The sequence below is a fragment of the Nocardia flavorosea NBRC 108225 genome (assembly GCF_001613385.1).
GTDB lineage: Bacteria > Actinomycetota > Actinomycetes > Mycobacteriales > Mycobacteriaceae > Nocardia > Nocardia flavorosea.
This window is the reverse complement of the sequence record NZ_BDCG01000024.1, coordinates 91,141-116,045: the sequence shown is the minus strand read 5'-3', so window position 1 is coordinate 116,045 and position 24,905 is coordinate 91,141. Positions and strand designations below refer to the sequence as shown.

At 69.3% G+C, this 24,905-nt stretch carries 20 protein-coding genes; 7 read left to right on the top strand and 13 right to left on the bottom strand.

All coding sequences use genetic code 11. From position 1 onward, the window contains the following. Positions 1-160 precede the first annotated feature (160 nt). Together NFL01S_RS30825 and NFL01S_RS30820 are read right to left on the bottom strand one after the other, a co-directional pair. Positions 161-685: an SRPBCC domain-containing protein gene (locus tag NFL01S_RS30825; protein WP_062979866.1), complete on the bottom strand. Its 525-nt coding sequence runs from the start codon at positions 683-685 to the stop codon at positions 161-163. A 247-nt stretch (positions 686-932) separates the two neighbouring features. Next, the gene (locus NFL01S_RS30820; RefSeq protein ID WP_062979832.1) at positions 933-1,790 is read right to left on the bottom strand and encodes a DoxX family protein; all 858 of its coding nucleotides are present in this window, start codon (positions 1,788-1,790) and stop codon (positions 933-935) included. Between the two features lie 390 nt (positions 1,791-2,180). Between NFL01S_RS30820 and NFL01S_RS30810 the strand changes: the two genes are divergently transcribed. After that, positions 2,181-3,293 (top strand): PQQ-dependent sugar dehydrogenase, encoded by a 1,113-nt coding sequence (locus tag NFL01S_RS30810; RefSeq protein WP_062979830.1) that lies wholly within the window; start codon positions 2,181-2,183, stop codon positions 3,291-3,293. Positions 3,294-3,535: 242 nt separating this feature from the next. Here NFL01S_RS30810 and NFL01S_RS30805 read toward each other — a convergent pair whose 3' ends face one another. Next, positions 3,536-3,925 carry an ArsR/SmtB family transcription factor gene (locus tag NFL01S_RS30805; protein WP_210745173.1) on the bottom strand — a complete coding sequence of 130 codons (390 nt, stop codon included), beginning with the start codon at positions 3,923-3,925 and terminating at the stop codon, positions 3,536-3,538. A gap of 59 nt (positions 3,926-3,984) precedes the next feature. On the opposite strand from NFL01S_RS30805, the gene NFL01S_RS36605 reads away from it, so the two are divergent. Both NFL01S_RS36605 and NFL01S_RS36600 read left to right on the top strand, forming a co-directional pair. Then, on the top strand, positions 3,985-4,596 hold the full coding sequence (locus NFL01S_RS36605) for an MFS transporter (RefSeq protein ID WP_210745174.1): 612 nt from the start codon (positions 3,985-3,987) through the stop codon (positions 4,594-4,596). Beyond that, positions 4,593-5,192 carry an MFS transporter gene (locus NFL01S_RS36600; RefSeq protein WP_210745175.1) on the top strand — a complete coding sequence of 200 codons (600 nt, stop codon included), beginning with the start codon at positions 4,593-4,595 and terminating at the stop codon, positions 5,190-5,192. Before NFL01S_RS36605 ends, NFL01S_RS36600 begins: the two co-directional genes overlap by 4 nt. 167 nt (positions 5,193-5,359) lie before the next feature. Here the strand turns inward: NFL01S_RS36600 and gatB are convergent, their stop codons facing one another. From gatB to NFL01S_RS30765, 7 genes are all read right to left on the bottom strand, one after another. After that, the gene (gatB, locus tag NFL01S_RS30795) at positions 5,360-6,868 is read right to left on the bottom strand and encodes an Asp-tRNA(Asn)/Glu-tRNA(Gln) amidotransferase subunit GatB (RefSeq protein WP_062979829.1); all 1,509 of its coding nucleotides are present in this window, start codon (positions 6,866-6,868) and stop codon (positions 5,360-5,362) included. A gap of 44 nt (positions 6,869-6,912) precedes the next feature. After that, positions 6,913-8,295, bottom strand: coding sequence for an alpha/beta hydrolase family protein (locus tag NFL01S_RS30790; protein WP_062979828.1), 1,383 nt, complete (start codon positions 8,293-8,295; stop codon positions 6,913-6,915). 131 nt (positions 8,296-8,426) lie between these two features. Next, positions 8,427-9,461, bottom strand: coding sequence for an ATP-dependent 6-phosphofructokinase (locus NFL01S_RS30785; RefSeq protein ID WP_033241267.1), 1,035 nt, complete (start codon positions 9,459-9,461; stop codon positions 8,427-8,429). 79 nt (positions 9,462-9,540) lie between these two features. After that, positions 9,541-10,509, bottom strand: coding sequence for a serine hydrolase (locus tag NFL01S_RS30780; protein WP_245670963.1), 969 nt, complete (start codon positions 10,507-10,509; stop codon positions 9,541-9,543). Between the two features lie 62 nt (positions 10,510-10,571). Beyond that, positions 10,572-13,301, bottom strand: coding sequence for a serine/threonine-protein kinase (locus tag NFL01S_RS37725; protein WP_062979827.1), 2,730 nt, complete (start codon positions 13,299-13,301; stop codon positions 10,572-10,574). A 66-nt stretch (positions 13,302-13,367) separates the two neighbouring features. Further along, positions 13,368-14,054, bottom strand: a complete 687-nt coding sequence (locus NFL01S_RS30770) for a response regulator (RefSeq protein WP_062979826.1) — start codon at positions 14,052-14,054, stop codon at positions 13,368-13,370. Between the two features lie 355 nt (positions 14,055-14,409). After that, positions 14,410-15,792, bottom strand: coding sequence for a sensor histidine kinase (locus tag NFL01S_RS30765; protein ID WP_245670962.1), 1,383 nt, complete (start codon positions 15,790-15,792; stop codon positions 14,410-14,412). A gap of 188 nt (positions 15,793-15,980) precedes the next feature. On the opposite strand from NFL01S_RS30765, the gene NFL01S_RS30760 reads away from it, so the two are divergent. Both NFL01S_RS30760 and NFL01S_RS30755 read left to right on the top strand, forming a co-directional pair. Beyond that, a complete protein-coding gene (locus NFL01S_RS30760) occupies positions 15,981-16,286 on the top strand; it encodes a hypothetical protein (RefSeq protein WP_062979824.1) in 306 nt (101 codons plus the stop codon). 39 nt (positions 16,287-16,325) lie between these two features. Then, complete coding sequence (locus tag NFL01S_RS30755; protein WP_084493404.1) at positions 16,326-17,093, top strand: ABC transporter ATP-binding protein; 768 nt, start codon at positions 16,326-16,328, stop codon at positions 17,091-17,093. A gap of 67 nt (positions 17,094-17,160) precedes the next feature. On the opposite strand, the gene NFL01S_RS30750 is transcribed toward NFL01S_RS30755, so the two are convergent. The 3 genes from NFL01S_RS30750 to NFL01S_RS30740 form a co-directional block, all read right to left on the bottom strand. Next, the gene (locus NFL01S_RS30750; RefSeq protein ID WP_062979823.1) at positions 17,161-19,314 is read right to left on the bottom strand and encodes a serine/threonine-protein kinase; all 2,154 of its coding nucleotides are present in this window, start codon (positions 19,312-19,314) and stop codon (positions 17,161-17,163) included. 106 nt (positions 19,315-19,420) lie between these two features. Beyond that, positions 19,421-20,083 (bottom strand): response regulator, encoded by a 663-nt coding sequence (locus NFL01S_RS30745; RefSeq protein WP_033241265.1) that lies wholly within the window; start codon positions 20,081-20,083, stop codon positions 19,421-19,423. Positions 20,084-20,648: 565 nt separating this feature from the next. Next, positions 20,649-21,893, bottom strand: a complete 1,245-nt coding sequence (locus NFL01S_RS30740; protein WP_157117133.1) for a sensor histidine kinase — start codon at positions 21,891-21,893, stop codon at positions 20,649-20,651. 166 nt (positions 21,894-22,059) lie between these two features. Between NFL01S_RS30740 and NFL01S_RS30735 the strand changes: the two genes are divergently transcribed. Together NFL01S_RS30735 and NFL01S_RS30730 are read left to right on the top strand one after the other, a co-directional pair. Continuing rightward, positions 22,060-22,929, top strand: coding sequence for a hypothetical protein (locus NFL01S_RS30735; RefSeq protein WP_062979822.1), 870 nt, complete (start codon positions 22,060-22,062; stop codon positions 22,927-22,929). Then, complete coding sequence (locus NFL01S_RS30730) at positions 22,926-24,905, top strand: alpha/beta-hydrolase family protein (RefSeq protein WP_062979821.1); 1,980 nt, start codon at positions 22,926-22,928, stop codon at positions 24,903-24,905. The genes NFL01S_RS30735 and NFL01S_RS30730 overlap by 4 nt, the downstream gene beginning before the upstream one ends.

Sequence of the window (24,905 nt, the reverse complement as noted above, 5' to 3'; positions counted from 1 at the left end):
GAACGGCGGCCCGTAGCGATACAACGGCGTCCCGCTCCAGGTGAGCGGGACGCCGTTGACGTTCGAACGTTGCGGCCGGGCGACCACCGCTGTGCAGGCCGGGAGCAGTTCATCGTCGAATCGCTCCATCGTGCCCCGGGGATCGGGGGCTACGCCCGCCTCAGTCGCCACCGGACGGCAGATGCTCGGCTGCCCAGCGCCGCCCCGGCTCGGGATCGACATCGAAACGCTCGGCGTAGCGTTCGTGGATCTCGCGCCACGGTTCGTGCGCCTGCTCGTCGGAGAGGTGAGTGCCGGCGAGATGAGGTTCGAGCCGCGAGAGATAGGTCTCCCAGCCGGTGGCAGTCTGCGCGACCGGCAGATCGTCGATGACATGCGTGAAGATCAACCGGCAGCCGCCTTCCGCTGCGGTCAGTTCGAAGCTCTGCGGCTGACCGGCCATTACCCACGCCAGCCGATTCGGCGGGTCGACCTCGGTCACCTCGAGAATCGGGCCGCCGAGATCGATGATCTCCCCCTTCGCCGGAGTCCAGTCGGCCGCACCGGGAAAGAAAGAGGCCAGCTCCGCCGGAACGCTGACTGCCTGCCATACACGTTCGATCGGATACGCGAGCAAAAGCTCGAAACGCAATGCCGGTCGCCCGTCGATCGTCTCCAGGGTTCCGTAAGCCGTGCTGTCGGTCATGGGGCGTCCTTCCGTATCCGTGACGGGGCCGTGCGCGATATCTCGCATCCGGTGCGGGGTTTCCGGCCGTGGGTGTGACGGCCGTTCGACCGCGTTCGCGGCCTCGGCGCGGCGATCTACGCCCATGGCAGCCCGGGCCCGCTTACGGAGCGACAATAGGCAAGCATTTACTTGCCTATGAGGACCCTTCGTGTGCATGGCCGCGCCGCCGGCGCGCCTGTAGCGCATCACGGCCGGCCGCGGCGCGCTACTCGAAGGGGCCGATACCGGTGAGCGGGTTACCGTCCTGGAGGTACCAGTAGGTGAAGAGGGCGGCGGCGAACGCGAGGACCAGGACCACAACCGAGCCCGCGCCGGGGCGGGTGGCCCAACTGCGACCGCGGTCCAGCGCCCACCGGCCGGGGCCGGTGAAGATGACGGCAATCGCGGCGCCGGCGAGAACGGTGTCCAATTCGACCGCCCCCGGCCCTTGGCTGTACTGGAAATCCGGGTGCATACCCTGTTTGAACATCCAGGCGTTCAGGCTCACCGCAAGCACCGCACCGGCGGCCAGCGGAGTGGCCAGACCCAGGATCAGCAGGATGCCGCCGCCCACCTCACCGGCGGTGACCAGTGCCGCGGCGATGGACGGATGGTCCCAACCGCCCTGTTCCATCATCTCTTCGGTGCCGTCCAACCCCGGCCCGTCGAACCAGCCCGCCAGTTTCTGCAGGCCGTGGTAGAGAAAAGTACCGCCCACCATGAGACGCAGCAGGAAAAGGCCCAGATCGAGGGTGCCGCGGCGACCGTCCCCGTTCCGGCGGCGTAACCCCCCGTTGGGCTGGGTGCCCGCGGGAGGGATACTCGCGTAGGAATAGGTCCTGGCGTCGCCGCCGGCCGGCCCGCCGGGGCCGGGGGTATCGGTCGGTTTCTCGCCCGGATCAACAGAAGCCATCGCCGGAATCTCCTTGGTCATGGCCACCTTGGGGAACTGGCCGGTAGGGAAATCGTATGGGCTGCCCACCCCGCCCGCCGTCGTCGACACCGCACGCTGTTCGGCGGTGGACGGGTTACCGGGCCGCGCGGATTCGGACGGCGCGGAGCCGTTTCTCGGCTTGGCACTCACCCTTCAACAGTAGGCCGATCCAGCGCCGCGGGCGTTCTGAATCCACGGCGTGTCCGCGCCACTGCGGACGTTGTCCGTGTCCGTCTGCGTACCGCCTACGGACACGTATACCTCCCGGCGGCGCGCGGTCTCGGCGCTCGAGGGGCGCCGCCGGGGACGACCGCCGCCGAAGACTGCGAGCACAGCGGCGGTGACGAACTCGCCGAATTCCTGCGCACCCACCGCATCACCCACGCCGGGTGGCCGGGTGGTCACGAACCGGGTCGGGCCGCCGGCGACGCGGCCGGCTCCGCGGGCAGTGGCGGCCATCGCCCTGACCGCCCGCCGCTGTCCACTCCGGGCGGGGGCGTGGGGGCGCGACCGGAGGGATTTCCACTACGTTGGGGGGTTATGAGGTCGGTTGGCGCGCGGCGCGTGACGGTGGGGCTGGTATGCGGGGCGTTGTTGCTCAGCGGGTGCGCGCGTTTCGACGATTCCGCGTCCAGCCCGTTCACCGAGGAACCGACCCTGGACGCGGCGGAGCTCGAACCTCCGAAGCAGCGGGGCCCCGAATCCTCGACCACCCGGCCGAGCGGTCCGTGTATCGACCCCGATCCGGCCGTGGTGGTCAGCTGCCTGGACACCACCGGCGGGCTGGTCGAACTCGGCGGGTACGCGCTGGTGACCGAACGCCGCACCGGACGCATCCTGAAGGTGGCACCGGAGCAGCCGCCGGTCGAGGTCGCCCGGGTCGACGTGGATCCCGCGGGCGACGGCGGATTGAGCGATATCGCGATCTCCCCCACCTACCACGAAGACGGGCTGCTCTACGCCTACGTCACCACCGCGAGCGATAACCGGGTGGTCCGCATCGCCGAGGGCGGCGGCCCGCCGAAACCGGTTCTGACGGGAATCCCGAAGGGCACCACCGGGAATCGGGGCGCTATCGAATGGTCGGCACCGGATCGGATGCTGGTGCTCACCGGTAATGCCGGCGATCCGGCGGCCGCGGCCGATCCGGCGAGTACGGCGGGCAAACTGCTGCGGGTGAAGAACCCCACCTCGAACGGGAACGCACCCACCGAGGTCGCGCTCTCGGGGATCGGCTCGGCCGGGGATATCTGCCTCGGCGGCGACCAGGTCTGGGTCACCGACCGCACCCCCGCCCTGGACCGCCTGCAGCGCATCGGCCCCGACGGTATCGCCACCACTGCGTGGACGTGGCCGGACCGTCCCGGAGTCGCCGGCTGCGCGGTCACCCCCGACGGCATCGCGATCGCCCTGACCGACGCGAAAGCCCTCGCCATGGCGACCCCGGACCCCACCACCTACGCGGTGACCGCACCTCCGAGCGTTTTCTTTGCCAACAAGTACGGCCGGTTGCTGGGCGCCGGCCCCGCCATGGACGGCACGATCTGGGTCTCCACCGCGAACAAATCCGAAGGTGGTCAGCCCACCCCCAACGACGACCGCGTCGTCCGTATCCCGCCGCCCACTGCCGGTGGTGGTGGCGGCCCGGACTGACCACCCCCGGCTCCTCGAAGGGTTTCGGCCCCTCCCGCTACTGTTCCGCCCTCGACACGCGCTGCTCTGCCCGCTTGCGGGCGGTAGCGAGGACGGTTGAAACCAGCCCGTGACGCCGCCAGGCGGTACGGAGTGAATGATCCGCACGCACGAGCGGTGCTTCGGTTGCCGACAGCTCGAAGGGCCGGCCCGTGGGGCGCACTTCGTATCCCGCCGCCGCCGGCGCAGGTGGCAGACGTCGGTCAGCCGGCCAGTCGGCAAGCAGGTTCGCCGGTCCGGTTTTCGGATTTGAGTTTCACCGGCACGATCCCGCCTGGTGTGTGTGCCATCAGGGTCAGCGTGGTGTCGAGTAGGCCGGGGAAAATCTGGTCGACTTCGGTGGTCCGTAGGTGCACGAAGCAGCGTGTGCCTTCCTTGCGTGTACGGGTCAGCCCCGCCGAACGCAGCACTTTCAGGTGGTAGCTCAGGGTCGACGGCGCCACGGGGACGTCGAGTTGACCCCATGCGACTTCGTCGCCGTTGCTGAGCAGCCGAATCAGCCCCAGGCGCACCGGATCCGCCAGGGCGTGCATGACTTCGGCGAGTTCGACCTCCGCGAGATCACGGTAATCCGGGGGCGTTGTGCGTACCACACCAGTGATGCTACCTTCACCGTCATTCGATGATCGACGAATAACGAACATAGGTGGTTATGAGCACATCACCCGCACGATCGCTACCGGCGTGGCTGCTACTACTCTTCGTCGCCATGCTCGCGCTCGGGACCGACGAGTTCGTGATCTCGGGCATCCTGCCCGCGGTCGCGGATGACCTCGATGTCACCGCTGGACAGGCGGGCTATCTGGTCACCGCATTCGCGCTTGCCTTCTGTCTGGGTTCACCGGTCCTGGCAGTCGTCACCGACCGAGTCGACAAGAAGCGCATCCTGATCTGTTCGTTGGTGATCTTCGCGCTGGCCAACGCTTTCATGGTCTTCATCGATATCTTCTGGCTCGCGCTGGTGCTGCGCGTCGCCGCGGGGCTCGCCGCCGCGGCAGCCTCGCCTACCGCTATGGCTATCGCCGGTGGTGCGGCGCCGGACGGCCAACAGGGCCGTTACCTCGCTGTGGCGACCTCCGGGCTGACCGTGGCCTTGTTCACCGGGGTTCCCGCCGGAGCGTTGATCGGTGACCTGTACTCCTGGCGCGCCACCTTCGGCCTCATCGCGGTTGTCGCCGCATTCGCCGCAGCGGCCGTCGGCATTTTCGCTCCGTCGGTCGCCGGTGGGGGCCATATCGGACTGGCCGCGCGGCTGACCCGGTGACCAACCCCCACATCATGGCGCTGGTCGGTGCGATGTTCCTCTGCGGCACCGGAGGCCTGATGTTCTACAACTACCTCGGAGCAGTGTTCGAGACCGAACTCGACGGCACCTCGGGCCAGGTCACCGCCGCACTGCTCCTCGTCGGAGTCGTCGGAGTCGCCGCCGTGTTCTTCGGCGGCGCACTCACCGACAAGACGGATCCACGCACCGCCCGGGCGGTTATCGTCGGCGGACACGCCATCGCGCTGCTGGCACTCGCGGTCCTGCTCACCGCCACCACCGGCGTCACCCCCGCACTGTTCGTCGCGATCGGGATCTGGTCGATCTTCGCCTGGGCGCTCAGCCCCGCCATTCAAGCCGGGATCATGGCAATAGATCCCCAGCGAGCCATGCTCGCCCTCGCCCTCGGAATCAGCGGGCTCTACGGTGGCAGCGCCCTCGGCGCGGCTATCGGCGGCTACCTCCTCGACAACCACTCCGCGTCCACGATCCCCTTTGCCGGCGCGGCAGTCGTGGCGCTCGCATGGCTACTCACCCTGCCGACCCACCAACAGACAGGCACCACCACCGGCCCCGATATGGCCCTGCACCGCTGAATACGCCGGCTGCGGAGCCCCACGCCGACGGCCAGAACCTCGATGACAATCGACGGTCGAGTGCCGGCACGCCGATTGGCCGGTTCAGGACGGTGCCCCGGGGTTTATCGATGAATCCGGCCTCACCTCGCGGCTGCGGGCGGCAGTGCGGGCGCGGTTCTATCCGGTCACGCCCCGCAGGCCGCGAGGACGAGTTCGCGGACGCGGGCGGCATCGGCCTGGCCGCGGGTGGCCTTCATGACATCGCCGACGATCTTGCCGGCGGCCTGGATCTTGCCGGAGCGGATCTTGTCGGCGATATCCGGGTTGGCGGCCAGCGCCTTGTCCACTTCGGCCTGCAGGGCGCTGTCGTCGCTGACCATGCCGAGGCCTTTGCTCTCGACGATCGCGCCTGGGTCGCCCTCGCCGTCGAGCACCAGATCGACGACCTGCTTGGCGACCTTGTTGTTCACCGTTTTCGCCTCGACCAGGGCGATCACCTCGGCGACCTGGGCCGGGGTGATCGGCAGGTCTTCGAGGGAGTCGCCGCGCTCGTTGGCCTTCTCGGTGAGGTAGGCGACCCACCAGGAGCGGGCCTCTTTGGCGGGAGCGCCGGCATCGACGGTGGCGATGATGAGGTCCAGGGCACCGGCGTTCACCAGGTCACGCATGACCTCGTCGGAGACACCCCAGTCCGACTGGATACGCGCGCGCCGCAGCCACGGATATTCGGGGATGGTGCCGCGCAACTCGTCCACCCAGGCCGTGTCGGGGGCGACCGGTTCCAGGTCGGGCTCGGGGAAGTACCGGTAATCCTCGGCGGTTTCCTTGCGCCGGCCCGGGGAGGTGGAGCCGTCCGCTTCGTGGAAGTGGCGGGTCTCCTGGATGATCTCGCCGCCGGTCGCGAGAATCGCGGCCTGACGGCGCATCTCGAACCGCACCGCGACCTCGACGCTCTTGAGCGAGTTGACGTTCTTGGTCTCGGTGCGGGTGCCGAATACGACCGCGCCGACCGGCATGAGGGAGACATTGGCGTCGCAGCGCAGCGAACCGTGTTCCATCCGGACATCGGAAACGTTCAGCGACTTCAGAAGATCGCGCAGCGCGGTCACATACGCGCGCGCCACCTCCGGTGCCCGGTCACCGGCGCCGGTGATGGGTTTGGTGACGATCTCGATCAGCGGGACACCGGCGCGGTTGTAGTCGAGCAGCGAATGACTGGCACCGTGGATCCGGCCGGTGGCGCCGCCGACGTGCACCGATTTACCGGTGTCCTCCTCCATATGAGCACGTTCGATCGCGACCCGGAAGGTGGTGCCGTCGTCCAGCGGGACATCGAGGTAGCCCTCAGTGGCGATGGGCTCGTCGTACTGGCTGATCTGGTAGTTCTTCGGCTGGTCCGGGTAGAAGTAGTTCTTGCGCGCGAACCGGCCCCACGGAGTGATGGAACAGTTCAGGGCCAGGCCGATACGCACGGCCGACTCCACCGCCTGCTGATTGACCACCGGCAGCGAACCGGGCAGGCCGAGGCATACCGGGCAGACCTGGGTATTGGGGTCGGCGCCGAACGTGGTGGGGCAACCGCAGAACATCTTGGTCGCGGTGGACAGCTCGACATGGACCTCCATGCCCAGCACCGGCTCGTACCGGGTCACGACGTCGGCGTAATCCATGAGTTCGACGGTGGGTGCGCTCATGGAGCACAGTCTATGCGCGCAGGTATGAAGGCCCGGCGGTCACCTCAACCGGCCGGTATCCGCTCGCCGAGCCAGCCGGTGACGGTATCGAGAACCGCCGGGTCGATGGTGGTCTCGATGGATTCGTATTCGCTGGGCAGGCCGGTGTAGGCGGGCTGCATGAGATGGTTCAGCCCGTCGAAGACCGGGACGTCCGCGTCGGGATTGCCCGCCAGCAAGGTCCGCATGGTCTCCACATTCGGGTCCGCGGTCACCTGGGCGTCCTTCGACCCGTAGAACGCCAGCACCGGCATCCGCAGCGCCGACAGGGCCGGTGCCGGATCGTAGGACACCAGCGCAGCCATATACGGCGTGTTCGCAGCGGTGAGCGATTCACTGGCAGCACGCAACTCGGCCGGCAGCGCACGGTTGTAGGTTTCGGAGAGCCGGGCTGCCTTGGTGAGCTGACCGGCGCGCAACGCAGCGGTCCAATCGGTCAGGAAAGCGCGATGGGCGTCGACCTGCTCCGGGGTCGCACCGGCGGCGCCGAATGCCCGGGTGCCCTGGTCGAGGACGATATCGGTACCCGTGATCGCCGGCGCGGCCATGAGCATCACGAACGCGATCCCGTTCGAAGGCCGTGCGGCGACCAGCGGGGCGAGGTATCCGCCCTCACTGTGTCCGAGCAGGCCGATACCGTCCGGATCGATCTCGGGGCGGCCGCGCAGATAGCCGAGGCCGGCTTCGATATCGGCGGACAGATCGTCGTAATCGGCCTGGTTCAGGTTGCCGCCGGTCCCGCCGACACCGCGGTCGTCGGTGCGCAACACCGCATAACCCGCGCGGGTGAGCGTATCGGCAAGCAGCAGGAACGGGCGGTGACCGGCGAGTTCCTCGTTACGGTCCTGCGGGCCGCTACCGGTGATCAGGACGACGGCGGGCACCGGCGCGGCGGTATCGGGCCGGGTCAGTGTGCCCGCCACGGTGATACCGCCGCTCTGGTACGAAACCTCCTCGGAGAGGTAAGGATACGGGGGATGCGGCTCCTGCGGACGCGCCGGTGGTGGCACCGGCGCACGGTTCAACGTGAGTCCGAAAGTCTGCCCGGCCTGGCGGAAATCGCCGACGATCGCGCCGGCGGATTCGTCGAGCCGACCGGCGAATCGGGGGTCGCCGGGGACATCCGGAACCCCGAACCGCACCTCGCCAGGGTCGGCCACGACATCGTTCAGGGGGTGCTGCGTCATCTGCTGGGCGGGGATATCGATGACTCCGCTGTGGCGGCCGGTGAATTCCACTCCTACCACCACCGGAGCACCGGGCACCTCGATGGCGCCGTGCCACTGCCCGGCCACGCGCTCATCGGCCGGACCGTCCCCACAGCCGACCAGCATCGAGACGAGCAACCACACAACCACTACCGGCAACGCTCCCCTGCCATGGCGCATGGGCTCGACTGTATCGCCGCGGTGCTTGTTCGACGGCGCTTCGGCAGCGCGGGTCGGGGCCGGCAGTCCCGATGGCCCGGCGGCCGGGGTCGGCGTCGGCGTCGGCGTCGGCGTCGGCGTCGGACGTGCGTCTAGCCGAAGAAGGCCTGCGCTTCCTCGTAGCGGTCGGCGGGGACGCGCTTGAGTTGTTTGGTCGCTTCGTGCAATGGGACCAGCCCGATCTCGGTGCCGCGCAGGGCTACCATCTGCCCGAAGTGCCCGGCGTGCACCGCTTCGGCGGCGTGCAGGCCGAAGCGGGTGGCCAGAACCCGGTCGTACGGGGAGGGGCTGCCGCCGCGCTGCACGTGGCCGAGCACCGTGGTGCGGACCTCTTTGCCGATCCGCCGCTCGATCTCCATCCCGAGCTGCTGGGCAACTCCGGTGAACCGTTCGTGCCCGAATTCGTCCACCCCGCCCTCGCGCAGGGTGAACCCGGAATCGGGGGCCGGATGCGAACCCTCGGCCACGACACAGATGAAATGTTTGTCCCCGCGCTGGAAGCGGCGTTTGATCAGCGCGCAGACCTCGGTGACATCGAACGGCTGCTCGGGTACCAGGGTCAGGTGGGCGCCCGCCGCCATGCCGGAATGCATCGCGATCCAGCCGGCGTGCCGGCCCATCACCTCGATGAGCATCACGCGCTGATGGGATTCCGCGGTGGTGTGCAGGCGGTCGATGGCCTCCGTGGCGATGGACAGCGCGGTGTCGTGGCCGAAGGTGACATCGGTGCAATCGATATCGTTGTCGATCGTTTTCGGGACGCCGACCACCGGAACACCTTCCTCGGACAGCCAACTGGCGGCCGTGAGGGTGCCTTCCCCGCCGATCGGGATGAGCGCTTCGATGCCGTTGTCGTCGAGGGTCTGCCGGATCCGGCTCAGGCCGGCCAGCAGTACGTCCGGGTTGGTGCGGGCGGTACCGAGCATGGTGCCGCCCTTGGCGAGCAGGCGGTCGGTGCGGTCATCGTTCTGGATGCGGATCTTGCGGTCTTCGAGCAGCCCCCGCCAGCCGTCCTCGAAGCCCACCACGGCGTCGCCGTAGCGGCCATTCGCCGTGCGGACGACGGCACGGATCACCGCGTTCAGTCCCGGACAGTCCCCACCGCCGGTCAGGATTCCGATGCGCATGGCGCCCATCTTGCCCGCTTCCGGCCCGCCGCGCCGCCTCGGGCCCGTGAATGTCGGGTAACGCCCGCGCCGGCCGCTGTCAGGCCGGACAGGAACCGCCGGTGAATTCGCCCAGATGCTGCGAGATGAGACCCGCCATCTCGTCGAGCAGGTTCATCCCGTCGGAGAACGTACCCGAATCCGGTTGCGCGGCAAGCGCGACCGCGATCGTGCCACCGGTGACCGGGACCAGGCCGAACTGGCGCACCAGATAGGCGCCGTCGGGGTCGGGGCCCCAGCCGCCCTTGAAATCGGCCTCGGCGAAGACCGAGCCCAGCCCCCACTGCTGGTTCGCGCTCACCGAACCCATCAGTTCGATCACCGTATCGGCGCCGGGCAGGCACGGCAGCCTGGACGCGAACCGCACCTGATCGGCCAGCGACCACTCGGACTGGCCGAACGCCGAATACCCCGACCGGACGGCTTTCTCCTGGACCACGGTCGTATCGTCGCCGCCCTCGCGCAGGACGGCCTGCACCGCGTCCGCGGCGGCGCGCGGAGCGCCGAGATTCGACCACAGGCTGTCGGCAGCGGAGTTGTCGGAGGCGGTGATGGCGGCCGAGGTGGCATACGTCTGCCCGCCCGGGTTCTTGCGCTCGGCGGCGACAACCAGCGGAACCTTCATCGTGGACCAGGCCGGGCCGGTGGTCCATTTCCCCATCCCGACGAGACGCTCTCCACCCACGGGCATGATCGCCAGCCCCAGTTCACCCTTCTGCGAACGCTCCAACTCGACGAAGTCGGCGGCCAGCGTGCCGGGGACAGTGATCAGTACCTCGGCGCCGGGCATATCGGCCGCGGCCGCCTGGGTGACCGAAGTCGACGGCGCCGGAGGTTCGGTGGTCTCGGATCCGCAGGCGGCGACAACCGCCGCGGTGAGCAGGCAACCGAGCAGGGCGAGCGGGCGCCGGGCCGGAAAGAGTTCCCGTTTCTTCTCGGTCGACACAACTCTGCCCATGACTATTGCGATCTCCCACGTCTCGTACCCGGTCGAAGCACCGTACTTCATCGGCGACCATAGCCCGGCCCGGATCGGCCCGCGAACTGTGCGCGGCACCGGGCCGGGGCCGGTCAGTACAGGTACACGACCGCGTTGTTGCCGCCACGGCAGGTGACCAGGCCGTCCGCGGCAACACATTCGAGGGTGTAGGCCTGCCCGGTCACCGGACTCGTCGCCTCGATGGAAACGGGTTCCCCCTCGGCGGACACCACCGTGGGATCCAGATAGGCCTGCCGTACTGCCTCGGCGAACTCGCAACTGGTCACCGCGGTCCCGGCCGCCGCCGAACCGTAGGCACCCCCACCCGATGCCGAGGTACAGGGCTGCGCATCGGCCGGCACAGCGGCACGCGTGGTGGTGGTCGTGGTGGAGGTGCTGGCCGGCGCGGTGGAGGTGGCCGGCGCACTGCTGCGCGTGCTGGTGAGGGCGGCACCGGTGGGCTCGGCGGCGCTCGGCGTTTCCTCCTCGCCGCCGGATCCGAGGAAGGTGAACCCGAGAATCGCGATCAGCACGACGAGCACGAACACCCCGGCCCCGGCCAGGATCGGCATCGTGCGGGACCGCTGCCCCTCCCGGTCGGACGCAGGGGGCCGGGCCGCGTTCGCCATGTAGCTGTCGCGGTAACCGGCTTCGTAGGCGGCGGCATAGGGGTCCGGCTGCGGGGCTCCCGAAGCAGCACCGGAACCGTACGAGTCGGGCTGCAGGTCGCCGGGTCCGGAGCCGGCACCGCCGTAACCGAACAGGCCGCCGGGGCCCGGCGAGACCGGCCCGCCGGGCTGCCGATCCTCGGAGGGGGCCCCACGCTCGGCGGTCCACCAGTCCCCGGTGGCCGGATCGGCCGCACCGCCCGGCCCGTGTGGACCTTCGGCCCGCGGATAGGCACCTTCCTCCGGCCCGTACGCACGACCCGCCGGGAACTGGTCGTCATCGTCCACCCGCCGGGGGGCGTCCCCCGGGTGGTAGCCGAAATCACCTGGCTGTGCGGCACGGCCGGTCCCGCCGTGGGCATCCACCGGATACTCGCCCGAGCCATGGCCGCCCTCATCCGGCCGGAAAGCTTGTGCGCTCTGTCCGTATGCGCCCTCGGCGGGCGGATAACCCCGCTCATCCGGCCCGTAGGCGCCGGGCGGGACATGGGTGTAGTCGTCCACCCGGCGGGTGTCGTCGTCCGGGCGGTACCGGAAGTCGCCCGACTGTGCAGACCGGTCGGTTCCGCCGTGGGCGTTCACCGGGTATTCGCCCGATCGGGGGCCGCCTTCATCCGGCTGGAGGGGTTGTTCGCCCGGCCCATGAGGGCGACCCTCGAGGGGGTATTCGCTCGATCGGTAGCCGTTCTCGAATGACTGGGGCCGGATGCCGTAGGCACGCAGGTCCGAACGGTAGGCATCATCCGGTTCGTGGGCAGGCTCGCCCGGCCGGAATTCCGGATCGGCCGAGCCGGGGGGAAGCCGATAGGCGCGGGTGGCGTCGGCGCCGGTGGGGTCCGGGGCGGTTTGCGGCGGCTCGAAAACGCGGGTCGTATCGTCGGTGCCGGGTGCGGTGGGCCCCAGGCCCTGGCCGTAGATGCGGGTCGCCTGGTCGGGCGGGTAGAAGTCGGCGACCGGCATACCACCGGTTGCGGGGGCCGAATCCGGATCGGCGGCCGGATGCAACTGCTCGTTCTGGTACAGGTGGGCGTCGGGGAACGGGCGGATACCGGGACCCGGGACTTCGGGCTCGGCCTGGTCGTCGGAGGTGAGCGGAGTGAACTCGAATTCGGTCGGGCGCACCGAGGTGGGGTCGCCGGGGATGATCGCGGGCAGGACCGTGGTCTGATCCGGGGTGCCGTCTTCGTCGCGATTCGGAATCCGGACCACCAGAGTGGGTATACCGCCGGTCGGCGGAGAGCTCTCCGCGGAAGGCACCGGTGTTGCGGGGAATTCGCCGGTTCCCGGTGCAGATGCCGCGTGCGACTGCGGCGGACGTGCCGGGGAGTTCAGCGCGGTACGGGCTGCGACAGCGAGTTCTCCTGCCGTAGCGAAACGCTCGTGCGGATCCTTGGCCATACCACATGCGATCACATCGTCGAATGCAGCCGGTAACCCGGTTCGCTGAAGACTTGCCCGGGGCGGCGGTTCGGCGAGATGCGCACGGATCAGCATGCCGATACTCGGAGCCTCGAACGGTTGCGCGCCGGTGAGACATTCGTGCAGGACACATGCCAGCGAATAGATATCGGCGCGCGCGGTGACCGGTACGCGTTCGAACCGTTCGGGCGCCATGTAGGTGTAGGAGCCGACCGCGACCCCCGCCTGCGTCACAGCGGAATCACCCGCGTGGTGGGCGATCCCGAAATCGGCAAGATAGGCGAAATCGGTGTCGGTGACCAGAATGTTCGCCGGTTTCACATCGCGGTGCACCAGACCGTCGACGTGCGCGGCATCCAGGGCGGCGGCGATCTGCTCGATCACGGTGACCGCGCGCTGCGGGCTCAGCGGACCACCGGCCTGCAGTACGGATCGCAGATCGGTGCCGGCGACCAGCCGCATATCGATGAACAGCCGGCCCTCGATCACACCCCAATCGTGGATGGGGATGATATGCGGTTCGGCGAGCCGGGCCGCGGCCTGCGATTCGCGACGGAACCGGGTCTGGTATTCCGGGTCGCCGACCAGATCGCCGGAGAGCAGTTTGAGCGCGACCACCCGTTCCTTGACGGTGTCGTAGGCCTCGTAGACCTCTCCCATTCCGCCGCTACCCAGCAGGGAACGCAGCTCATAAGGACCGAACCGCCCGCCGACTTCGGAACCTGGCGCCTGCACCCGTCCATCCTCTCCACGTCGCGGGCGCCGTATCGACCCGGTCGCGTAATCGCGCCGGGCTGCCCGTCAAACCTTGGATTGTCCCGGGGAAACCACACCGTGGTCAAACGCGTAGACGATGGCGGCGGCACGGTCGCGCAGTCCCAGCTTGCCGAAGATATGACCCACATGGGATTTCACGGTGACCTCCGAGATTCCGAGCGCGTGGGCTATCTCGCTGTTGGCCTTGCCCCGGCCGATCAGCGCCAGGACCTCGTATTCGCGGCTGGTCAGCTCACCACCGGCGGGTGGTCCGGCCGGCGGGACCGCGGAGGTGCGGTAGGCCGACAGCACGCGGCCGGTGACGGCCGGATCGAGCCAGGCCCCGCCCGCGGCGACGGTGCGGACGGCTCGAATCAGATCCTCGGCGGGGGAATCCTTCAGCAGGAACCCGGCGGCGCCGGCGCGCAAAGCCCCGGACAGCAGCTGATCGTCGTCGAAGGTGGTGAGCACGAGCACCGGAGGTTCGCCGGCGCGGGCTCGCAGCAGCCGGGTGGCCTCGATACCGCCCACCCGTTTCATCCGCAGATCCATGAGCACGATATCCGGAGTGTGCGCCGCGACCGCGGCGAGCACCTCGTCGCCGTCGGCGCATTCGCTGATCCGGAACCCGTCGCGGCGGCGCAGGATCCGGCGTAACCCGCCGCGCACGAGTTCCTGGTCGTCGACGATCAAGACCTCGAGGGCTTCCGGATCGCTATCGACCCTGGTCATTTTTCCTCCCGTTAATCGGTGACCGGCACCGGCCGGAGCCGTATCGGTACACACGGCCGCCCTGTCATACGTCGCCCCGGCTGTCTCACCGATCGGCCCGGCCGGACGACCTGCCACCGAGTTCTCCGCCCGGCCGGCCTCGGAATGGCGCTCAAGAGGCGCCTGCCCCGGTCCCGGGCCACGGGCAACATCTCGTCACTGCCGGTTTTCGCGCGGTTCGTGAATCCCCGGGCACTTGCACGGCGGAGTGACCGGCCCGGTCCGTCACGCACGCACCGGCCGGTCCGCCGCACGCCGCCTACGTCCCGGCGTCCGTTCTCGCGCGCTGTCCCGGCCCGAGGCGGGAGTTCGGTGGTCATCCGGGCAGTCCCGGTCTACGGACTTGGGGGACGCCGATCGATTTCATCAGCGCGCAGTGTTCTTCGCGGGTATCGGGTGCGGACTCGTCGACCTGCCCGGGGCGGTCGTGCAGCGGGAATTCGGCCCGCACGATCCAGGAACCGGCCTCCGGGCCGACGAGGATCCGGCCGCCGAGTCCTTCGGCCCGCTGCCGCATCCCCGCGACACCGGTGCCGTGCCCGATACGTGCCCCCGGCGAAAGCGGATTGCGCACCCGCACGACCGCCGACCGCGCGCCGACTTCCAGTGCGAATTCGACGGCCGCGCCGGATGCGTGTTTGGCGATATTGGCCAGAGATTCCTGGCAGATGCGGTACAGCGCGAGACCGACCGCCGCGGAGATCCGGTCCAGATCGCCGGTGAAACGGCGGCGCACCGTCAGGCCGGCGTTGGCGAAGTCGTCGATCAGGGCGGAGATATCGTCGACGCCCGGTTCCGGGCCCGCCGTGGTCCGCCCGGAATCCAGCAGGCCCACCGTGCGCCGGATATCGGCCATGGCCTGCCGGCCCAGCCGTTCGGCGTCGGCGAGCGCATCCACCGCCTCCTCCACATCGCTGTCGGTGCTGAGCGCATGCCGGGCGGCGGTGACGTGCAGCAGGGTCACGGTGAGCGAATGTGCTATCACATCGTGTACTTCGCGGGCGATGCGGTTGCGTTCGGCGGCCGCCGCCTGCGCGGCCCGCACATTCTGGTTCTCCCGTTCCTGATACAGGTACAGCCGCTGGTACTGCAGCATCACGCCGACCAGCCAGCCGAGCAGGATACCGAGCGCGTACATCGGGACACCGGTACGCAGATTATCGTTTCCCCACAGCGCCTGGCTCATCACGGCGAAGGCGACCAGTTCTACGGTCGCCAGGAGCGCCAGCGGGATACTCACCCGCTTCGGCGCGATCGCCGCGATCTCGGCGGCCACCACCATCAGCACGAACGGCGCGAAATCGGATTCGACCGGCTGGGCGAAGAACAGTGCCGCCGCGACCATCGTCGCCATGCCCAGTACCAGCGGCCGCGGCACGATCCCGAACAGCACATAGGCCGGCACCGACAGGAACAGCAGCACCACCGCAAGCAACGGCAGCACCGTCGGGAAGTATTCGTGCCGCTGCAGGCAGGCGACGAGACCGAGGACGAGCAGCGCCAGATCGGCGGACAGCACCACCTTCGGCGGGTAGTCGAACGGCAGGTCCCCGAGCGGGTGCCAGCCCAGCCGCAGCCGCCCGTTCGTGAACCGGCGCCAGACCAGGCCGGCCCGAACGGTCACCGCGGCGACGCCCCCGCCCGGACGCCCCGGGTGATCACCCGCCGCGGAACCGGGTGTGAGGTGGCTCTCAGGCACCTCTCCAGGGTAATCAGCCCCGGCCGTGCGATACATCCGCCCTGAGGCCGGGGCTCGTCTCCACCCCCGGTAGGAGATCGATTCTCGCCCGCCGCACGACGCAGTGCGGGCAGCGGATCCATAGCGTGGAACACGCCGGCGCCGGACCGGACGGCGCACCCCAGGCCCCGACCGAAAGGGCACGGATCATGTCCTGGACAGAACAGCACCTGCGCACCGAGATCCTGCGCACCGTTCTCGACCGCGCGGCCGCCGACCCCGCCCGCGCCGACCTGTTCGACGATATCCCCCACCTCGACCGGTTGTTCGGCGGACCGCAGGGAGTACTTGCGGCCCTGCGCTATCGGTGGAACATTCATCTGGACGCCAAGCTGGAACTGGGTGCCGCCCAGGGCCGGACCGTGGACGAGGTACACCTCGAGCTGGCGGCCGAACAGCCGGTGCTGCGTGCGGTACTGGATGCCCGGACGGCGTCGCGGGTGCCGGTCGCGTGAACCGGCCCCGGCCCTACATCTGTGGAAGACGGGGTGGCGATGACGCAGCCGGCCATGCTGGAACTGACCGACGTCGTGAAGGAGTACCGTGTCGGCGATCAGCCGGTGCGGGCGCTCGACGGGATCGGGCTGCGCCTGGAAGCGGGCGAGTTCACCTCCGTCATCGGTCCGTCCGGGTCCGGGAAGAGCACACTGCTGCATATGCTCGGCGCGCTGGATCGCCCCGATGCCGGGTCGATCCGGTTCCAAGGCGCCGAAATCGGGATGTTGAGCGAGGAACAGCAGTCGGAATTCCGGCGTCATCGAGTGGGGTTCATCTTCCAGTTCTTCAATCTGCTGCCCACCTTGTCGGCGTGGGAAAACGTCGCGGTACCGAAACTGCTGGACGGCAAGGCTCTGCGTAAGGCGAAACCCCGGGCCCTGGAACTGCTCGACCGGGTCGGGCTCGGTGCACGCGCCGAGCACCGTCCCGCCGAACTGTCCGGCGGGCAGATGCAGCGGGTCGCGGTGGCGCGGGCGCTGATCATGGACCCGCCGCTCATCCTGGCCGACGAACCCACCGGCAACCTCGACTCGAAAACCGGCGCCTCGATCCTCGGATTACTGGCCGAGGTCGCCGGATCGGGTAATTCGGTGGTGATGGTGACCCACGACCGGGGCGCAGTGGACTACTGCGACCGGGTGGTCACCCTCGGCGACGGACGCATCGGGTCGGACGAACGCACCACTACTACCCACGCCGTGGCCGGTCGCAGCACCGAGTTCAGTGAGGCATCGGCTGGTCGACCGGCGCCGAATCCGACGTAGCGGGCGGCGCCACCGGTCGCACGCTGCCCGCTGGGAGGTTTCGCGGCAGCCGGGAGCGCCGCGGGCCTCACAGCGGTGCGTCCGCCCACCAGCTGTAGAGGTCCTGACGAGCAGTCGGGCCCCATTTGCGAACGAACAGCAGGGAGTTGCTGCGCGGTGAATCTCCTCCGGAACCGAAGGAGACCAGCATGTTCACAGTGAAGGGGCCGCGTGCGCCGGAATCCTCCCAGACATGGGCGATATACGGTTCGCCGGATTTGGTACCCGCCGACGTATCGTGCGCGGGCAGGCCGGCAACCACCTCCCGGGCGGCTTCGGCGTCCCGATAGGTGATGATCGTGTAGTCCATCCGGTCGGGCTGCAGCTGGACCTGCCGGCAATCCCAGATCGCCTCCCAGGGGCGGGCTTCGAGTACATCGTCGAAAACCGGCACATCCGGGAGCAGTGGGATCTGATCGCCGGGACCGAACCTGCTGCATCGAGCGTTCTGATAACCGAGCCCGTCGAGTCCGGACCCCTGCGGAAGCAGGGACGGAAACAGGCGGCGGGTGCGGTCACCGGGCTCACCGCCGGGCGAATCGCCGGGACCGGCCGTACTGCTCGGTTCCCGTTCCAGGGTGGAGGTCTGCGGCGCGGCCGGGGCACTGCCCGAGCCCGAATCGCCGGTGTCCAGGAACACCACCACGACCACCGCGATCAAGGCGAGCACGATGAGCGGTACGAGAATCGCCACGGCGATCCACGGTGCCCGGCTACGCCGCACCGGCGGTGCGGTATTGCCGGGCGGGGTGTAACCCGGCGGCGGCGGGGAGAAACCGGGTGGACCGGGCGGGTAGCCGCCGCGGTGCACGGTCGCCGTGGCGCCGGTGGCTTCCACCGATCCACCCGCGTAACCGGCCGGTGCGCCCGCGGGCTCGGGCCACATCGCCGGTACCACAGGTAGCCCGCCGGTATGTTCGACTCCCGCGGGGGCCTGCGGGTTTTTGCCCGTGTGCTCGACGCTCGAAGGCACCGCGCCGAACCCGCCCGTCTGCTCCACCGCCGGACCCGGCGCACCGGCCGGCGGTGCGGGTCGCGTGATCGCGACAGTGGGTTGCACACCGGCATGGTCGGCCTGCCCCGACGGGACGTCGGTGTGCGCCGCCCCGCCCGCCTGCTCCACAGCCTGTCCTCGTGGCGCGCCCGTCGACGGTGAACCCGCCGACTGCGGGGGCACAACCGGCGGTGCGCCGGCCGCGTATCGACCGTCGGCCGGATATCCCGCCGGCCCGGGCGCGCCCGGCGCAACAGGTGGCGCGGGGGCATATCCCGCTGCCGGCGCGAACCCGGAACCCGGCCCGGTCGTTTCCGGCGCCGGCGCCGGCGCCGGCGGCTGCGGGGACGGCGGGGCGGCCAGCGCACGTTCCGCGGCCGCAGCGAATTCCGCGCACGTCCGGTAGCGGTGCGCCGGATGTTTGGCCATCGCCTTGGCCAGCACCGGATCCAGCCCCGGCGGCAGGCCACGCCGTTTGACCGCCAGCGGCGGCGCCGCCAGCTGCAGATTCGCGTGGATGATATCGGCGGGATTCGGGGAATCGAACGGTGCCATTCCGGTGAGCAGCCAGTACAGCGTGCAGGCCAGCGAATACTGGTCCGACCGGCCGTCCATATCGCCGCCGGTCATCTGCTCCGGCGAGGCGAACGCGAGGGTCGCGGTGAACATTCCCGTCTGTGTCAACCGGACCGTTTCCGCACGCAACCGCGCCAGACCGAAATCGGTCAGGAAAACCCGCTCACCTTGCCCGGTATTGGCGCGGGCGAGCAGAATATTGGACGGTTTCACATCCCGGTGCAGAACGCCCCTTCCGTGCGCGTAATCGAGCGCGTCGGCAACACCCGCGATGATCTGCACCGCCTTGTCCGGCGGCAACGACAGAGAATTCACTGTGCCCGCGTCGGCGCCGTCGATGTACTGCATGCACATCCACAGGTGCTCACCCTCCATCCCACGGTCGTACACCGTGACGATGCTCGGATGATCCAGGGCGGCAGCCAGATCCGCTTCCCGCTCGAAACGTGTGCGGATCGCGGCGTCGGCGAACAGTTCCGGTTTGAGCAGTTTGAGGGCGGTCAGTTTCCCGAGCCGGGGATGCCGGGCCAGATACACGGCACCCATTCCGCCTTCACCGAGTTGCCGCTCGATAGTGAAACCGGCGAACACGTCACCGCTGTTGAGCAACACGACCCCCTTCGGGTGACTGACAGACTCGTGAGCCTACCGGGCACACGCCGCCGGTTCCGCCGGGAAATCGGTAATCCGCGCAGTCCATGGAAACCTGAATATCCGATCAGCCGGGGGTGACCAGACCCGATTCATAAGCCAGCACCACCGCCTGCGCGCGATCCCGCAGATCCAATTTGGTGAAGACCTTCGACACATGGGTTTTCACCGTCTGCTCGGCGATGAACAAGGCCTCGGCGATTTCGGTATTGGACATCCCGCGGGCAACCAACTCCAGAATCTCGCGTTCCCGCGGTGTGAGCGCCGCAAGTGCCGGCGACGGGGTACGGCGCGCGGAGCGCCGCATCGTCACCTCGGCGATCAACCGCCGGGTGACAGTCGGTGCGAGCAGCGCCTCCCCGGCCGCGACCACCCGCACCGCGCGCACCAATTCCTCGGCCGGGGCATCTTTGAGCAGAAACCCGCTGGCGCCGAGACCGAGCGCCTCGTAGACGTAGTCGTCGATATCGAAAGTCGTCAACATGAGCACCCGCACCGGCGGATCGAACCCCGCGGACAGGATGGAACGCGCCGCATCCAGGCCGTTCATCTCCGGCATCCGGACATCCATCAGCACCACATCGGGCCGTAACCGCGCCGCCTCGGCGACCGCCACTTTCCCATCGGGCGCGTCACCGATAACACTGATATCGGGTTGCGCGGCCAGTAGTGCCCCGAACCCCTGCCGGACCATGGCCTGGTCGTCGGCGATCAACACGGTTATTGCCACGCGCTCAGCTTAAATGCTGTATCCGTGGCGCCGCCTCCGACGGCGCGAGGTTCGGGGCCCCATGGGTCTCGTTCTTCACTCCGCCGCTGTATCCATGGCGCCGCCTCCGACGGCGCGGCGTTCGGGGCCCGTCTCGTTCTTCACTCCGCCGCTCCTCCGCTTCACTCCCCCGCTCTGTCGCTCCAGAACGAGACGGGCCCCGAACCATTGATGTGGGCCCCGACGAGGTCTGGAAAAATGGGGTCGTGGGCCAGCCACGGGGCCAGGGGGCCAGGGGGCCAGGGGGCCAGGAAAAAGCTCCGGTAGCCGGAGCGGAGTAGCTTTCCGGTTCGGCCGCTGCCCCGACGGTCCGGTTATGAGACAGGCCGCGAGTCTTCTGCCGAACCGCATTCACGAAAGTCGGCACGCACGCGCTGCAAGGATCGTCGACGGCCATTCGGTGGTCGTTGATGCCCGGCCGGGTCCGGGCGGCATCGGCGCGGGGGTGGGGATCCGGGAGCCGTTGCAAGCCCAGGGTTCCCGGGACGTCCGGACCGTTGTGCCCTGACGTTACGACTGTTTCGGATCAGGCGGGCATGCCGGGTCGGGTGACGGCCGGCGAAGACAGGTCCATCGCGACGGTGCGGGGCAGCAATGCACTGACCCGGAATCCGCCGTCGGCCGTCGGTTCCGCCGTCAACCGGCCGCCGACCGCCAGGGCCCGCGCCTGCATTCCCGGAATTCCGTGCCCGCCGGTCCCGGAAGCCGCCGGACCGGTGCCCGGGCCGTTGACCACGGTGAGCGTGACCGTATCGGCACAGTCGATTCCGATCCGGACCGGGGCGCCGGGTGCATGCCGGCCGGCATTGGCCAGCGATTCCTGCACGATCCGGTACAGCGCGGAACCTACGGTGTCGGGGATCGCCGAGAGCGTGCCCTCGACCGACCAGGTGAGATCCACCCCGGCCCGAGTGGCGGAATGGAACAGCGCTTCGAGATCGGCAGCGGTGGGTTGCGGTGTGTTTTCGGCGAGCTGGCCGTCGCTGCGCAACACTCCGAGCAGGCTGCGTATCTCGTTGAGCGCTTCCCGGGCGGTGGCGCCGATCGATTCGAATTCGGAGCGCGCCGCATCGTTCACACCGCTCACCCGGTACGGGGCCGTCTGCGCCTGTACGACCACCAGCGACATATGGTGGGCGACCACATCGTGCAGATCGCGAGCTATCCGCGCTTTCTCTTCCAGGATGGTGCGCCGCGCGCGTTCGAGTTCGCTGAGTTCGGTCTGCCGGTTCAGCTCGGACCGCGAACGGATCAGCGACCGCAGCAGTACCGCGACGAACACGGTCGCGGCCAGGGAAACCGGCCACGCCCACGGGTCGGCGCCGACTCCTTCTTCCGAGAGCGCCGCGCCCAGCAGTAGCGATGTCGCCGCCCACACCACTGCCACCAGCGGCGGCGGCGACCGCAACGCCACCCCGAAGACCAGGAAATAGAGCGCGAGGATATGCACTACCTGGAACGGCAGCGCCTCACCGGGCTCGTTCGGTACGGCCAGGGCGATGAGCAGCGCCGAACCGGCGGATACGGCCCAGCCCAGCGGCGCGTTCCGCCGGATCAGCAACACGGGCAGGGCGGCGAACGCCGCGACGAGCGGGGCGATCGACCACGGCACGTCATGGGTCAGGTGCAGGGTCGGCCAGGCGACCGAGAACAACACCAGCACCACGAAAACCGTTCCGGCATCCACCCACCACCGGGGACCGAGGCGAGCGAGCCGGCCCCGGAGAGGCGGTGACTTCGCTGCCGGTTGCGCGGCGCTGAACTCCATCATGGCATCGACAGTACGAACCGCCGGCCGGATCCACCTCATACCGTGGGGTGAATTCGGGCCCGTACACCCGGGGTACACCGCACCTCGCTCTCACCGTCCGGGGCGGGCACGAAACCGCTCCTGAGCGGGACGGCCGCGACCGTCATCGATTCATACCGTCACGACCATGGTTGTCTCGAACACTGCCGCGCGCCGCCGGACGCCGTTCCGCCGGCCCGCCGCGTTCGCCGTCGCGGGAATCGCCGCGGCCGCATCATTGCTTGCGGTACCCACGGCCGATGCCGCCGGACCGACGGCCGACACCACCCCGGCCGCGTCCGCTGTCCGCGCACTGACCGGCACCGCGACCGCGCCGCGGCTGCCCGACGATTTCGGCGCCGTCACCGGATACCGCCCGACGGTCGTCGACGGCATCCTGGTCGCCCCGCAGGGTTCGTGCTCCTCACCGATACCGCTGCCCGCGGAGTTCGACACCGCGTGCAAGGCACACGACCTCGGTTACGACCTGCTGCGCTACGCCCAGCACAGCGGTCACCCCCTCGGCGGATGGGCCCGCCGCGACCTCGATCGCGCCCTCGCCGATCGAATGCTGTCGGCGTGCCGGCACCGCCAGGATCCGATGGCCCGCACCAGCTGCACCACCCTGGCCGGGATCGCGGCGGCGGCGGTCGACCTCAATTCGCGGCGTCAGGGTTACGGAGCGCCGGTGGTCGAACATTTCTCGTTCGCCGAGACGGCCACGACCTGGCTGCCGCGGGTGATGGCGCTGATACTCGCCGCGTTCGCCACATTCCTGACCTGGCGTACCTGCGCGGGAGGCCGGTTCGGCCGCCCGGCGCTGCGCGACCCGTTCGAGCTCGCGGGGTCGCGTAATGGCGTGGGCGGCAGCCATCCCGGCGGCCCGGCCTCGCTCGGACCGCCGGCCGAACCGGCCGGCACCCCTTCGCGGAGCTCGCTGGGTTCGCGGGGGTTGCGCCTATCGCCGGCCATTCGCGCCACGTTCCCGGTGATCCCGTTCCGGCAGGAGTACGCATGAAACACATCACCCCGGCCGCAGCCCGGCCGCTCTGGCCGTCCGCGCCTCTTCTCCTACGGCCGTTCGATCGAACCGGTACCGCAGTAGCGGCTCGATCGGTCCGCTCGGCGATATCCGGTGCGACCACGCCCGGCGATCTTCGCCGCGGTTTCCCGGTCGGCATGACCCTCGCGGTGGCCCTGGGCACGATACTGTCGCTGGCGCCGGGCCTGCTCCCCCGCACTGCCGCCGCCCAGGCCGTCCTCACCTCCGTGCTGGTCGTCGCACTGCTGGGTATCGCACGACTCACGGGGTTCCGGTTCTCCCGCCGCCGGCGCAACACCCCGGGTCGGCACTTGCCCCGCCGGAAACTCCGCTCCCGCATCGGGGGCGCGTCCGGCACGCTGCTCACCGGCGGCCCGTTCCCGGCAACGGCTGCGCACCCGGACCACGGACGCATCGCCCCGGTGCCCGGCTTGCCGAACAGTTCCGGTCCGGGCACAGCCGGGATACGCCGGGCACTCGTCGCCTCCGGCGCCGCCGAAACCCACCCCGGTCCCGGTGTCGCCTGCCTGGACCGTTCGATCGCCGGCGCCGAGCGGACCTCAGAACTCTCCGGCGAGCAGCCAGTCGCCCCATCGTGCCGCGGCCCCAACGGCCGACCGCCCGCGGCACCCATGACCGGCGGCGCGATCGGAGCGCTGGGCGATCTCACGTCCGATGGAGCATCGGTCCGCCCCGCCGGCGGACTCGGCAATCGCGCTACCGACCGCCCCTCGGGCACGCTCGCCAACCCGCGCATATTCACCCGTCGCCCCTGGGGCGTACGCACCGGGCGCCTACGCCGCACGGTCTCGAACCGATTCGCCGGCGTACCTACCGGGCGGCATCTGGTGCTCGCGACCACCGCCGTCGGTGTGGTGGCCTCGATACTGCATGCGGCGTCGTGGCAGAACACCCTGCGCGACGCCATGGGTGTCGCGCGCATCGGACCGGAGTACTGGTCCTTCTGGGCTGCCGGGTCACTGGTGCTCACCATCGTCCTGGTGGCCGGGGTTTCCACGGCCGGCCGGTTGCTACGGCGGATCGGATGGTCGCGAGGGGTGGCGACGACGGTGGTCGCAACGCTGCCCGTGGCCTTCTTCGGAATTCCTGGGATCGCGGCGGCGAGTGGCGGCAGCGCGGATTCCGGCCTCGTACAACCGGGGGCGATGACTCGGTCCGGGAGCGCCGAGTCCCTCGTGAGCTGGGACTCGCTCGGTCGCGAAGGACAGCGGTTCGTGACCAACGGCCCGGCCGGGGCCGTCCGAGTGTATGTGGGATTGAAGTCGGCGCCGGATCTGGCGTCGCGGGCCGAACTGGCGGTCCGGGAGCTGGACCGGGCCGGCGGTTTCGACCGTGCGGATCTGGTGATCGCCGTACCCACGGGTTCGGGATGGGTGGACGCGCGGGCTCTGCGCGGGTTCGGGGAACGGTTCGGTGCGGATTTCGCGGTGACGGCCTTGCAGTACTCACAACTGCCCAGCTGGGCGACGTTCGTACTGGGCCGGGATTCGGCCACGGCATCCGCCCGCGCGCTCTTCACCGCCATCGAAGACCATGCAGCGACCTTGCCGAACCCACCGCGACTACACCTGTACGGGCAGAGTCTGGGCGCGCTCGGAGGTAGCGCGGTGTTCGCCGGAGCAGCCGAGCAGAACCGCCGGGTGTGTTCGGTGCTGTGGGCGGGTATGCCGGGCGGCGGCGGCCGGGAACCCGGGGCGCGGACGGCGGTCCTGGCCAATAGCTCCGACCCGGTAGTGCACTGGTCACCCGATCTGCTGTGGCGTCCGCCGGACCTCACCGGCGTTCGCCGGGATGCGCCGGCCCCTGGTTGGCTGCCGGTGGCGAGTTTCGTCCAAACCACCGCCGACCTGCTGGGATCCTTGTCCGCACCCCCCGGTCACGGTCACCGCTACGACGTGGACCAGGGCACCGCGCTACCCGGCTGCGAGTAG

Coding starts and splice junctions, on each gene's coding strand:
- NFL01S_RS30825 (WP_062979866.1), bottom strand. CDS start 685: ATGACCGACAGCACGGCTTACGGAACCCTGGAGACGATCGACGGGCGA.
- NFL01S_RS30810 (WP_062979830.1), top strand. CDS start 2,181: ATGAGGTCGGTTGGCGCGCGGCGCGTGACGGTGGGGCTGGTATGCGGG.
- NFL01S_RS36605 (WP_210745174.1), top strand. CDS start 3,985: ATGAGCACATCACCCGCACGATCGCTACCGGCGTGGCTGCTACTACTC.
- gatB (WP_062979829.1), bottom strand. CDS start 6,868: ATGAGCGCACCCACCGTCGAACTCATGGATTACGCCGACGTCGTGACC.
- NFL01S_RS30790 (WP_062979828.1), bottom strand. CDS start 8,295: ATGCGCCATGGCAGGGGAGCGTTGCCGGTAGTGGTTGTGTGGTTGCTC.
- NFL01S_RS30785 (WP_033241267.1), bottom strand. CDS start 9,461: ATGCGCATCGGAATCCTGACCGGCGGTGGGGACTGTCCGGGACTGAAC.
- NFL01S_RS30780 (WP_245670963.1), bottom strand. CDS start 10,509: ATGAAGTACGGTGCTTCGACCGGGTACGAGACGTGGGAGATCGCAATA.
- NFL01S_RS30770 (WP_062979826.1), bottom strand. CDS start 14,054: ATGACCAGGGTCGATAGCGATCCGGAAGCCCTCGAGGTCTTGATCGTC.
- NFL01S_RS30760 (WP_062979824.1), top strand. CDS start 15,981: ATGTCCTGGACAGAACAGCACCTGCGCACCGAGATCCTGCGCACCGTT.
- NFL01S_RS30755 (WP_084493404.1), top strand. CDS start 16,326: ATGACGCAGCCGGCCATGCTGGAACTGACCGACGTCGTGAAGGAGTAC.
- NFL01S_RS30740 (WP_157117133.1), bottom strand. CDS start 21,893: ATGATGGAGTTCAGCGCCGCGCAACCGGCAGCGAAGTCACCGCCTCTC.
- NFL01S_RS30735 (WP_062979822.1), top strand. CDS start 22,060: ATGGTTGTCTCGAACACTGCCGCGCGCCGCCGGACGCCGTTCCGCCGG.
- NFL01S_RS30730 (WP_062979821.1), top strand. CDS start 22,926: ATGAAACACATCACCCCGGCCGCAGCCCGGCCGCTCTGGCCGTCCGCG.